Annotated in this window: 6 protein-coding genes; 3 read left to right on the top strand and 3 right to left on the bottom strand. The window is 71.9% G+C overall.

All coding sequences use genetic code 11. The features are described from left to right. Positions 1-146: 146 nt before the first annotated feature. A complete protein-coding gene (locus tag GA0070620_RS03865; RefSeq protein ID WP_231922211.1) occupies positions 147-1,127 on the top strand; it encodes a DUF4034 domain-containing protein in 981 nt (326 codons plus the stop codon). 20 nt (positions 1,128-1,147) lie between these two features. Here the strand turns inward: GA0070620_RS03865 and GA0070620_RS03860 are convergent, their stop codons facing one another. Next, positions 1,148-1,825, bottom strand: coding sequence for a hypothetical protein (locus GA0070620_RS03860; protein WP_091588592.1), 678 nt, complete (start codon positions 1,823-1,825; stop codon positions 1,148-1,150). Positions 1,826-2,033: 208 nt separating this feature from the next. On the opposite strand from GA0070620_RS03860, the gene GA0070620_RS03855 reads away from it, so the two are divergent. Continuing rightward, positions 2,034-3,236, top strand: a complete 1,203-nt coding sequence (locus GA0070620_RS03855) for a chitosanase (protein ID WP_091588591.1) — start codon at positions 2,034-2,036, stop codon at positions 3,234-3,236. 72 nt (positions 3,237-3,308) lie between these two features. Here the strand turns inward: GA0070620_RS03855 and GA0070620_RS03850 are convergent, their stop codons facing one another. Next, positions 3,309-8,915, bottom strand: a complete 5,607-nt coding sequence (locus GA0070620_RS03850) for a GH92 family glycosyl hydrolase (RefSeq protein ID WP_091588590.1) — start codon at positions 8,913-8,915, stop codon at positions 3,309-3,311. Between the two features lie 286 nt (positions 8,916-9,201). Next, complete coding sequence (locus GA0070620_RS03845; RefSeq protein WP_091588589.1) at positions 9,202-10,278, bottom strand: glycoside hydrolase family 19 protein; 1,077 nt, start codon at positions 10,276-10,278, stop codon at positions 9,202-9,204. Between the two features lie 215 nt (positions 10,279-10,493). On the opposite strand from GA0070620_RS03845, the gene GA0070620_RS03840 reads away from it, so the two are divergent. Continuing rightward, complete coding sequence (locus GA0070620_RS03840; protein ID WP_091588588.1) at positions 10,494-12,410, top strand: glycerophosphodiester phosphodiesterase; 1,917 nt, start codon at positions 10,494-10,496, stop codon at positions 12,408-12,410. Positions 12,411-12,441: the final 31 nt, after the last annotated feature.

The following is a 12,441-nucleotide window of genomic DNA, read 5'->3' as shown; positions in this document are numbered from 1 at the left end:
AGGCTCGCTGACCCGTCAAGAGCGCGTCCACCCGTTGGTCGCCGGACCTGTGCGACGCGCGGGAGATCGACCGCCAGGTTGATCAACAGTGGCCGTCAGGGTGCTGCCCGATCCCCGTCCACGTCGGTATCCTCAGCGCTCGATTCGTGGAGGAGATCATCATGTGGCCGTTCAAGAAGCGCCGGCAGCCGGAGACGCCCGGGCTCGTCATCGACCCGGCGTACGGCGACCCGCAGGCGCGGGCGTTCATCGACGCGCTGGACGCGCGGGACTGGCGCACGGCACGGGACATCCTTGTCGCCACGCCCGACCCGGACAGCCGCGCCTTCCTGATGGAGGCCGTGCAGGCCGCGACCGACCTCCAGGACTGGATCCAGGACTGGGTGGACGCCGAACCGGACTCGACGCTCCCGGTGCTGGTCCGCGGCTGCCACGCCGTCCACTGGGCCTGGGAGGCACGCGGCGGCAAGCGCGCCCAGTACACGAGCCAGGACCAGTTCCGGGAGTTCGCCCGCCGGCTGCGCATCGCGGAGAACTCGCTGGACGAGGTCGTCGACCGTGACCCGGACGACGTGACCGCCTGGACCTGGCTGGTCACCTCCTCCCGCGGCCGCCAGCTCGACCCCGAGGAGGCCCGCGCCCGCTTCGACGAGGTGACGAAGCGCCACCCGGGCCACGTCGTCGCGGCCGAGCAGCGGCTGCAGTACCTGTGCCCGAAGTGGTTCGGCGACGAGAAGCAGATGTTCGCGTTCGCCCGGGAGGTCACCGCGTCCGCGCCGGACGGCAGCCTGCTGCCCGAGCTGGTGGCCGTCGCGCACGTCGAGAAGTGGCTGGACATGCCGCGGGGCGAGGACGACGACTACATCCAGTCCGAGGAGGTACGGGCCGAGCTGCTCGCCGCCGCCGAGAAATCGATCTTCCACCCCACCTTCCGGCCGGCGTACGGCTTCGTCCCGCGGGCGAGCGTGTTCGCTCTCGCCCTGGAGCTGGCGCACGAGTTCGAGGCGGCGGCACGGGTGTTCGAACTTCTCGGCGACCGCGTCAGCCAGTGGCCCTGGGTCTACGTCGGCGACCCGGTCGAGGCCTTCGTCCGCTCCCGCGACTGGGTCCACGAGCACGTCTCCTGACCCGGCCCGGTGGCCGGCGGTCAGCCGCCGGAGCCCTCCTCGGCGCCGTCCGGCGTCATCGCGCCGTGCTCCTCGCCGCCGTCGAGGTGCACGTGCTGGTGGCCCTGACCGGCGTCGATGTTGATCTGGTCGAGTTGTGTCGCCGCCACCGACCAGGTGGCCACGGCCAGGTCCGCCTGCCGCGCCGCGAGCGCCAACTGCTCCCGGCTCGCGGCGGCGGGCCCGGTCGCGGCCAGCGCGGCGAGGTCGACCGCCACGGCCGCCTGCTCGACGGCGCTTCGCAGGCCACCGCGGGCGACGTTGGTCGCGGTTCCGCCCGACGGCGGGTCGGCGAACTCCTCGGTGAGCTGGCGCATCGTCTGCTGCCACTGCCGAACCTGGGCGACGTCGGGCGCGCGGCCGGCCTCCCCGGCCCGGGTGACCGCCAGGACGACCGGCGAGAGCCGCTCGCCGGTCCGGCGCGCCAGCGCGGTCAGTTCGACGATCTGCCGCGCGTCACGCTCGGCCTCGGCGGCCCGCAGCTCGTTGATGCGCGCCTCGGTCTCGGACGGGCGCCCCACCGCGAGCCCGATCAGCGCGCCGACCACGCCCGCGACGAGTGCGGCGACGGCGATGCCGGCCACCGCGCGGACCCCGGGTCGCCGTGGTCGGCCGGTCGGCGTGAGCAGGTACGAGGGCTTTCCGGTGCGACGCGACACGACATGCCCCTCTGTCGATGGAACCCGGCCGCAGAGTAGCCCGTCCACCCCCGATCCGTCGACCGCTCCCAGGCGATCGGGCGGACGCCGACGCCCGGGGCCGCGGTTGACACCGAATCGACACATTGCTATTTGTAAGGTTCGTTTCCCGAAGCTTCGGGGTGCCCGTCCGGGGGGTTCCACCGCGGCCCGACCCCTGAGGAGCACCATGGCCCGCACGAGGACGACCGCGTACGTCGTGGGCGCGCTGTTCGTCGGCACCGCCGCGCTCGGCTACGGCCTTCCGTCGGCCAGCGCCGCGACCGCCGGCCCGATCACCGGACTCGGCGGCAGGTGCGTCGACGTCGCCGGCGCCAACCCGGCCAACGGGACCGCGGTGCAGCTCTACGACTGCAACGGCACCACGGCCCAGACCTGGACGGTCGGCAACACCGACGGTTCGGTCCGGGCCCTCGGCAAGTGTCTCGACGTGACGGCCGCGGCCACCGCCGACGGCGCCAAGGTGCAGCTGTACGACTGCAACAACACCGGCGCCCAGAAGTGGACCGCCAGCAACGGCGCCCTGGTCAACACCGGCTCCGGCAAGTGCCTCGACGTCACGGACCGGACCAGCGCCAACGGCACCCGGCTGCAGATCTGGAGCTGCACCGGCGCCACCAACCAGCGGTGGACCCTACCCGGCACCGGCACCCCGCCGCCCACCACCCCGCCGGGGGCCAACCTGGACGACCCGGCGAAGAAGGACGTCGCGATGCAACTGGTCTCGGCGGCCGAGAACTCCTCGCTCGACTGGCGCGCGCAGTTCTCCTACATCGAGGACATCGGCGACGGCCGGGGCTACACGGCCGGCATCATCGGCTTCTGCTCGGGCACCGGCGACATGCTGGAGCTGGTCGAGGCGTACACGCGGACCAAGCCGGGCAACGTGCTGGCCCCGTACCTGCCGGCGTTGCGCGCGGTCAACGGCACCGACTCGCACGCCGGCCTCGACCCCAACTACCCCCGCGACTGGCGGGCCGCCGCCACCGACCCGGTTTTCCGGGCCGCCCAGGAGGCCGAGCGGGACCGGGTGTACTTCAACCCGTCGGTGCGGGACGGCAAGGCCGACCGGGTCCGGGCCCTCGGCCAGTTCGTCTACTACGACGCGGCCGTCATGCACGGGTACGAGGGCATGCGGGCGATCCGCAGCCGCGCCCTGGCCCGGGCCACCCCGCCGGCCCAGGGCGGCGACGAGCGGGCCTGGCTGCACGCCTTCCTCGACGAGCGGGTGATCGAGATGCGCAGGGAGGCGGCCCACTCGGACACCTCCCGGATCGACACCGCCCAGCGGGTGTTCCTCAACAACGGCAACCTCGACCTGAACACGCCCCTGGTGTTCGCCGTCTACGGCGACCAGTACCGCATCGGCTAGCCCCCTGGCGAACGCGCCGGTGGGCGGGCCGTGAACGACGGCCCGCCCACCGGCGGTCTGTGGTACTGCGACTCAGCCGGTGACGGTGAAGGGCAGGTCGACCCGCGTCGTGCCGGTGCCCGACACCGTGACGCTGGTCGCGCCGGCCCGCGCCGTCACGGGCACGCTGACGGTCACGCCGCTGATGACGCCGTCACCGTTGGCCCGGACCGTGCTGAGGACGGGCCCGTCACCGAGGCGGACCGTGATCTCCTCGTCCGGCGTGAACCCGGAGCCGTCGATCGTGATCGACGCGCCCCGCGGTCCGGACGTGGTCGCCATCGTCGCCTGCGGATCCCGGTGCGCCGCCGACCGTGCCGCCACCTGGACGGTGGCCGTGGCCGGGGTGCGCGACGACGCTCCGGTGGCCGTCACCGCGTACCGGCCCGCCCGGACGTTGTGCGGCGTCGTCACCGAGGCGTGCACGGTGCCCGCCGGCGAGGCCACGACCGTCGTGGTCCGCGCCGGGCTGGTGCCGAGGGTGACCGTCACCCGCTCACCGGCCGCGAAGCCGTCGCCCTCGACCGTGACCGCGCCGTCGGGCGCGACGGGACCGGACGGGGACAGCGTGATCGTCGGCTGGAGCGTCGCTCCCGCCACGGTCACGGTGAACGTCCTCGTGCTGCTCGACACCGAGTCCCACGCGGTGACGTGGACGGTGTACGTGCCCTCCCGCGCGTACGTGTGCTGCGCGCTCATCGCCCCGGACGGGTCGATGGTCACGTCGGCCGGCACCGTGCCGTCACCCCACTGCACCCGCGCCCGGTGGCCCGTCGGGCCGGGCACCCCGCCGGTCAGCGTGCCGAGATTCGCCGCGAGGACCTGGCCGGCCGTGGCCGTCTGGTCGTTCGGGGTGCTGATCTCGAGCGCGGCGGCCGGCGTGCCGTCGTCGGCGATGGCGAACACATGGATGCGGCCCGCCGAACCGGGGTCCCCGGTCTGGGTCGGCAGGGTCACCGAGACGAGCGTCTTACCCGCCGGGATCCGGTACGGCGTGGTGGCGAACAGGAACGGCTGGGCGCTGTCCCGGCTCGTGCCGCTCAGCCGGTACGCGGCCTTCGCGACGACGATGTTGCCGTAGGCGGGGGTGCCGTTGGCGTTGCCGCCCAGCGTCCAGTCGCTCATGCGGATCGGGATGCTGGCGGTGGTGCCGTCGCTGAACGTCGCGGTGCCGGTGGTGTCCTGGTTGCCCTGCGTACCGGCGCCGATGAACGAGATGCTGGTGGCGTCGGCGGGCAGACGCAGGGCGATGGTCCGCCCGTTGCCACTCGCGTTGTCCGGCTTTCCGGCCGGGACCGTGGGCAGCGTGAAGTGCAGCGCGGTCCCGGGGACCTGGTGCCGCTGGCCCTGGGTCACCCCGGCCTCCGCGAGGGCGGCCCGCGAGTACGCCCACGACTTGGCGTCGCAGTCGGCGGCGAGGGTGCCCTCGTCACCGACGCAGACCGTGTCGTACGCCGCGACGAGCCCGTCGGCGGGCACGTAGGCCACGTCGACGCCGACCGTCGCCACGCTCTGGCTGCTGCCGTCGGTCACGGTGACCGTGGCCTGGTGGTGGCCCGGGGTGGCGTACGTGTGCGAGCCGCCGACGCGGTAGACCTCCCGGGAGTTCAGCGTCAGCGTGCCGGTGGTCACCGGCGAGCCGTCGCCCCAGTCGATCGTCGCCCGGTAGCCGGAGGCGGTGCCCCCGGTGACCATGGCCAGCGGCACCGACACCTCGGTGCCCGCGGTGGCGTGCACCTCGTCGACGGCGGTCACCGCGACGTCGTCACCCGCGAGCTCCAGGTCACCGCCGGCGAGCAACTCGATCTCGGCGAGGTTCGCCTGAGCCGCGCCGGCCGTCTTCGTCACCACGAGGCGGAACTGGGTGAACCGTCCCGGCTTGCCGATCTCGAAGGGACGGGTCTGGTTGCGCCAGGTGAACTTCTCCCCCGTGCGGGAGTCGAGCGTGGTCCAGGTGATGCCGTCCTGGGAGCCCTGCAGCCGCCAGTCCGTCGGGTCGCCCGCGGCGGCGCCGGAGGTGAGGGTGTAGTGGGTCGGCTTCTGCTTGCCAGCCCGGGCCGACCAGGTCACCTGCGGCGTCGCGGTGGTGAAGGTCAGCTGCGTGGTGGACGAGTCGTCGAACAGCTTGGCGGCGTCCCGGCCGCCGTCGGCGGTGGCGGTGCCGAGGCCCGGACCGGTGGTGTCCGCGAGCGGCTTCGGCGCCTCGTTGCCCCGGGTCAGGGACGGCGGGGCGTCGTCGGCGTCGGTGCCCCAGGACGACGGACGGGGACCCATCTCGAAGTCGATGGTGCCGCCGCGGACGAGGGCCGCCGCGTCGATGGACACGCCGCTGTGCTTCTTCCCGTTGACCTTGACGCTCTGCACGTAGACGTTGCGGGTGTTGTTGTCCCGCGCGTTGACGACGATGTCGCCGGCACTGCGGTGGACGGTCATCCGGGTGAACTGCGGCGAGCCGACGGCCCACTCGGACGAACCGGCCTGCAGCGGGTAGATGCCCAGCGAGCTGAGGATGTACCAGGCGGACATCTCGCCGTTGTCCTCGTCACCCGCGTAGCCCTGACCGAGCTCGCTGCCCACGTAGAGCCGCTGCATGATCTCGCGGACCAGAGCCTGGGTCTTGGCCGGCGCGCCGACCACGTCGTACATGTAGGGGATGTGGTGCGAGGGCTGGTTGCTCATGCCGAGCTGGCCCAGGCGCACCGCCCGCGCCTCCAGCATCTCGTGGATGATGCCGTTGTAGCCGCCCGGACGGTCGGCCTTCTCCGGGGTGGCGAAGAACTCGTCGAGCTTGCGCTCCAGCGCCTGACGTCCGCCGTGCAGGTTGGCCAGCCCACGCGGGTCCTGCTGGGCGGTGAAGGCGAAGTTCCACCCGTTGGTCTCGGTGTAGACGCCGCCCCAGTCCAGCGGGTCGCCGGCGAGGAAGGTACCGGACGCCTCGCGGCCCTGGAAGAGCTTCGTCTTCGGGTCGAAGAGGTTCACGTAGTTGCGGGCCCGCTGGAGGAAGTACTCCGACTCCTCCTTGAGCTGCTTCCGCCGCGACTTCGGGGTGGCCGGGTCCTTGGCGAGGGCCGCGGCCATGTTACCGATGCCGAAGTCGTTGATGTAGCCCTCCAGCGCCCACGACACCGACTCACCCGTGGAGGTGGGTGTGTAGCCGAGGAACAGCGAGGTCTCGATGCCCTTGCGGCCGACCTCGCTGCGGCCGGACGCCACGGTGGCGTTCTTGACCGCCGCGTCGTACGCGCCGAGCGGGTCGGGCAGCTTGACGCCGTTGAGGTACGCCTGCGCGATGGAGACGTCGGAGCTGGTGCCGGTCATCAGGTCGGCGTAGCCGGGCGACGACCAGCGGGCGATCCACCCGCCGTCGCGGTACTGCTGCACGAAGCCGTCGGCGATGCGGGCGGCGACATCCGGGTAGAGCAGCGAGTACGCCGGCCACACGGTGCGGTAGGTGTCCCAGAACCCGTTGTTGACGTAGATCTGCCCGTCGACGATCTTCGCGCCGGTCTGGGTGGGGGTCGACGCGCCGGTGTGCGGCGACACCGGGCTCGCGTACTGCCAGCGCGGCGCCTTCGCGGTGCCGGTGTTCTCGGACTGCGAGTTCGGGTACAGGTTCAGCCGGTACAGGTTCGAGTACAGCGTCACCCGCTGCGTCTCGGTCGCGCCCTGGACCTCGACCCGGCCCAGCCGGTCCTGCCAGGCGGCGGTGGCCGCGGCGTGGATCTGGTCGAAGTCGCGGCCGGTCAGCTCCAGGTCGAGGTTGCGCCGGGCCTGGTCCACCGAGATGAACGACGTCGCGAGGCGCAGGGTGACCTGACGGTCGGTGGCGATGTCGAAGGTCGCGGACGCGGCGGCGGACGCCGTCGGGGCGCGGTCGAAGGTGCCGGCGACGAACATCCGGCTACGCCCGGCGGAGAGCGGGCTTCCGTTGTCGACCCAGCCGGTGATCGTGGCGTCGGTGCTGATGGTGAACGTGCCGTTGTGGAAGACCAGGCTTCCGGTGGCCGCCCCGGACGGGAAGGTGAACTGCATGATCCCGCCGTGGTCGGCCGGGGACATCCGGGCGACCAGGCCGTTCTGCGTCGTCACCTGGTAGAGGTCCGGCCGCGCGATCTCGTCGTCGTGGCTGAAGGCGAGGGCGCGGGTGCTGGGCGCCCCGGTGAGCGGGCCGCCCGCCGGCACCGCCATCACCGACATCTGGTTGCGGTCGGCCATCCACGGGCTGGGCTGGTGCGAGATGCCGAGCCCCTGGAGCATGGGCAGGTTGGCGCCGTTGTTGGCCCGCTGGTACTCGTACTCCCAGGAGTCCGAGGTGGCGTTGGTGACCGGCGTGAAGAACGTGAAGCCGTTCGGCACGGCGGAGATCGGCAGGTTGTTGCCGCGCGAGAACGAGCCCGACGAGTTGGTGCCGCGGCGGGTGTCGACGTAGTTCGTCAGCCGGGAACCGTCGATCGCCGTGGCCGCCCCGGTGACGGTGACGTCGTCGAGCCACCCCTGGAAGCGGGTCTCGGCGGTCGCGGTGGGGATGTCGTACGCGAGCAGAATGCGGTCGATCGTCTTGCCGTTCGCGACGGCCCCGATGTCGGACTGCACCGCGTTCCACTGGTCGGCGTAGAGCACCTTCGACGCGCCCTGCCCGGCCGCGGTGAGCGCGTAGCCGTGCTGGTCCAGCGGCGCGAGGCGGCTCAGGTAGGTGCCGTCGGTGAAGTGCAGGTCGAGCGCCGTGTACGTGGACGGGTACGTGTCGTTCTGCCCGGTGAACTCCGGGAAGATCCGGTACGACAGCCGGGTCTTCGGCCCGACCGGGATGTCCACGTCGAACAGCCGGTTGGTCGCGTACGAGCGGCCGTCGGCCTCGGCGCCGCCGGAGTACCGCAGGGAGGCGACGCCGGTGAAGCCCGCGCGGGGCAGCATGTTGTGACCGCTGACCGGGCCGGTGCCCACCACGCTGACCATCGGCGTGGCCGGCGGCCTGACGTCCGAGCCGTCGCTGATGTCCCAGTCACCGAGCTGCAGGAGGGGCTCACCGGAGTTGGCGGTGACGGTCAGCCGGTAGTAGGCGTAGGCGGTGGTGTTGGTGAACCGGTAGGCGTTCGTGGTCAGCCGGCCGGCGAAGCGCTGGTCGGTCTGCCGATCCAGGTCGGTCCACGCGTTGCCGTCGTGCGACCCCTGCAGGGTGAAGTCCCTGGGGTCCCGGCCCGGCTCGTCGTTGGCGGAGGTGAGCGCGTACCGCACGACCGCGGCCGGCTCGGTGAGCCGGTAGGTCACCCAGCCGGTCTGGCTGCGCGTCAACCACTTGGTCGAGGGATTGCCGTCGATGAGGGTTCCGGCGGTCTCGTTCGGGGGGTTCTCGCCGCTCGCGGTCACCGCGCTGACCCGGCTGAGCAGGCTGCCGGGCAGCCCGGTGGGGCTCGAACCACTGAGGTTCCCCTGGATCGGCTTGCCGTTCGCGTCCACCTCGACGGTGGTCGCGGCGGGCTGCGGATCGGCCGACTCGAACGAGGAGCGGAAACTGCCGGGCGGGGCGGCGGGCGCGGCGGTCGCCGGTGGGCTGGCGACGAGCATCGCGGCCGGCAGCACCACCGCGGCTGTCGCGGCGACCATCCGCAGCGACAGGGGGCGGGCGAGGGCGTACGACATGGGGGAAGGGGCCTTTCGGCTCGGTCCGGGACGAGGAGGTGGTTCGCCTGGTGGCGGTCGTCGGCCTGACATCGTTGTCAATCGGACACGTGACGGACGAAGGCAGGAGCGGATGAACTGCCGCTGAAAGTTACGGGCGGAGCACGGCCGTGTCAATGGGTTGATCAAGGCGAGACACGGCACCGCGGGGACGCCCGGTGCCCGCCCGCGGCACGACGTCCCTCGTGGACACCGGACGGGCTCGAGCCCCGTCACCCGGGACGCGGCGACGGGGCCCGACCGCGGATCAGCAGTAGAGGTTGGCGCCGGCGGACACGCCGAGGATGCCGACGAACTGCTGGTACTTCGTGACACGACTCTGCACCTGGGCGGGGTTGCCGCCGTTGCACTCGATCGAGCCGTTGATGCTCCGGATGGTCTCGCCGAAGCCGGCGCCGTTGACCATCGCGTTGTGCGGGGTCATGGTGCCCGGACCGTTCTGGGTCATCCAGTACCAGATGGCGGTCTTCCAGGCCACGGCGGCGTCGTTCTGCACCAGCCAGGGGTTGGTCAGCAGGGGCAGGTTGAGGGCGTTGCCGGCCGCGTTGTAGTTGAAGTTCCAGCTCAGCTGGATCGGGCCGCGCCCGTAGTAGGCGGCCTGCCCGGCCGGGCAGCCGTAGGGCTGGCCGGGATCGCAGTAGTGCGGGTAGTTCGCCTGGTTCTGCTCCACGATGTGGACGAGCCCGCCGGTCTCGTGGTGCACGTTCGCGAGGAACGCGGCGGCCTCCTGCCGCTGGACGGTCGAGCTGCCCGTCCTGGTGAACGCCGGGTAGGCGCTGAGCGCCGCGACGAGACCGGAGTACGTGTAGAAGGAGTTACGCCCCGGGAACATCTGGTTGAACTGGGCTTCGCTGACCACGAAGCTGCCCGGGTTGGTCGGCGGCGTGGTCGGCGGCTGACCGCTACAGGTGTAGGGCTCCCAGTACCAGGTGCTGATGACGGGGTCGTAGCCCGGGTTGTCGTGCTCGGCGATGTAGTAGAGGCCGTTGGTGTACCGCACGATCGCACCGACGGAGTACCAGGTGCCGGCGACCCAGTTCGGATGGTTGCAGCCACCGGTGGGGGGCGGGGTGCTGCCGCCTCCGCAGGTGCCGAGATCCTGCCAGACACCGGTGGTCCCCGGCGGCGTCTCGTTCTGGGTCCACCACTTCGCCTGGTAGTTGCGGCCGTTGTGGGAGGCCTGGTCGCCTCCCCAGTAGACGGCCGAGGCCTGCCACGGCGCGGCACAGGCCGCGGCCGACGCCGGGGCCGACGGGATGACCGCCACCAGCCCGCCCGCGACGACCAGCGCCACGAGCTCGACCAGGGCGCGCAGTCTCGACATCTCCCTCACTCCCTTCGGGAACAGCACGAGCCGACCGAGGGCCCGTACATCGATGTGAGTGACTGTAACATCTACTGTTCATAAACCTAACTATTCGAGTGCGAAGGTCGCGCGAACCGGCGGCAGCGACGCCACGCCGTCGTACACCTCGCGTTCCACCCGATGCCACATTGGGTTGCTCACTGATTCGGGCGCGTTTCCTACGGTTCCGGGCCATGACTGTCCTCTCCACACCGCCGCCGGCCGGACCCGCCGCCACCTGGCTCCGCCCCTGGCACACCCGCACGGCCGCCGCCCTCGCGGCGCTCGCCGTCAGCGCCGCCGTCGCCGTCGCGGCCGTCGCGACCTCGTCGCCCGCCACCGCCCAGCCCGGCGCCGTCGTCGTCTCGGAGAACTTCGACGCCGGGTCGCTGCCCGCCGGGTGGAACGCGGTCGACGGCGCCTGGAGGGTCGAGAACGGCCGGCTGTACGGGACCTCCGCCAGCTCCAGCGCCAACAACAAGATCACGTTCGGTCGGCACCTGAACGACTTCCGGTTCGAGGCCACCATGCGGTTCGAGACGGTCTCGGCCGCCACCCGCTGGGCCTCGCTCGGCATCGACGTCCCCGCCGACGGCGCCACCCCCTGGTGGATCGCCACCATGCGCAGCGGCACCACCGCGTCGAACGGTCTCGAGTTCGCCCAGCGCACCACGGCCAACGCCTGGGTCGTCACGAACACCGCGTCCGCCCCGTACGCCGCGGGCACCGGTAGGGACGTCCGGGTCGCGGTGGAGGTGAACGGCAACCAGGCGCGCTGGATCTTCGACGGCCGGGAGGCCATGCGTACGACCAGCCTCCAGCGCTCCACCGACGGCGTCCAGGCGCTCTTCGTCAACGGCGCCACCGTGTCCTACGACGACGTGACGATCACCGAGCTGTCGCCGAACGGGTACCTCCGCCCCCAGGGCAGCCCGCTCACCGTCGTGGCGCACCGCGGCGCGTCCGCCGCCGCGCCGGAGAACACGCTGGTCGCGCAGGAGATCGCCCGCAGGGGCGGGGCCGACTGGATCGAGAACGATGTCCAGCCCAGCAAGGACGGAATCCCGTTCATCCTGCACGACGGCACCGTCGACCGGACCACCGACGGCACCGGAAACATCCGGGACCTGACCGCCGCGCAGATCAAGGCCCTCGACGCCGGCTCCTGGTTCGGCCCGCAGTACGTGGGCGAGCGGGTGCCGACCCTGGCCGAGCAGCTCGCCGACCTGCGCACCCGGGGCGGGAACCTGCTGCTGGAGATCAAGGGCAAGCACAGCCGGGACGAGGTCGCCACGATCATCCAGGTGATCCGTGACGAGCGGATGATGAGCCGGGTGTTCGTCCAGAGCTTCGAGGTCGACGCCCTCCGTTACACCTACGAGCTCGCTCCCGAGCTGCCGCTCGGCCTGCTGCGCAGCAGCCTGGACGCCGACCCGGTGGCGGTCGCGAAGGACCTGCACCTGACCGCGTACAACCCGGACGGCAACGCGCTGCTGGCCCGGCCGGAGGTCGTCGCCGAGCTACACACGGCCGGTGTCGCGGTGATGGCCTGGACGGTGGACTCCGCCGGCCTGTGGCAGCGGCTCGAGCGCATCGGTACCGACGGGGTCATCACCAACCGCGCGGCGGAGCTGGTCGGCTGGAACGCGGCGTTCATGCAGCGTCCCCCGGCCGAGCTGACGGTGGAGATCACCTCGCCGGCCGCCGGCGCACACCTCGACCGCGCCCAGGCGCCGGTGATCGCGGTCGCGGCCACCAACGCGGAGACCGTCACCGTCACGCTGGACGGCCGGCCGTCGGCGGTCGGGCGCGAGCTGGACCTGGCCAAGCTGACCGCGGGACGGCACACGCTCAGCGTCGAGGCGACCGGCCCGGCGGGCACCGCGACCACGACCAGCACCTTCACCGTTACGGTCAGCCAGGCGGGGCTCGGTTACCTGATCCTCACCTCCGGCGCCGACGAGGCGGCCCTCAACACGATGACCGTCAAGCTGGCCCACGGCCAGTACGCCCAGCTCGCCGGCTGGGTCGACCGGCAGGCCGGCGCATCCGTTCCCGCCGAGATCGCCGGCGTCATCGCCGCCGACGCGCGGACCCTTGCGCTGCGGTAGCCCACCCGACGCACCGGAAGTCCCCGCCGTC

The sequence above is a fragment of the Micromonospora krabiensis genome (genome assembly GCF_900091425.1).
Lineage (GTDB): Bacteria > Actinomycetota > Actinomycetes > Mycobacteriales > Micromonosporaceae > Micromonospora > Micromonospora krabiensis.
This window is presented reverse-complemented; position numbering and strand designations above follow the sequence as displayed.

Coding starts and splice junctions, on each gene's coding strand:
- GA0070620_RS03850 (WP_091588590.1), bottom strand. CDS start 8,915: ATGTCGTACGCCCTCGCCCGCCCCCTGTCGCTGCGGATGGTCGCCGCG.
- GA0070620_RS03840 (WP_091588588.1), top strand. CDS start 10,494: ATGACTGTCCTCTCCACACCGCCGCCGGCCGGACCCGCCGCCACCTGG.
- GA0070620_RS03855 (WP_091588591.1), top strand. CDS start 2,034: ATGGCCCGCACGAGGACGACCGCGTACGTCGTGGGCGCGCTGTTCGTC.
- GA0070620_RS03845 (WP_091588589.1), bottom strand. CDS start 10,278: ATGTCGAGACTGCGCGCCCTGGTCGAGCTCGTGGCGCTGGTCGTCGCG.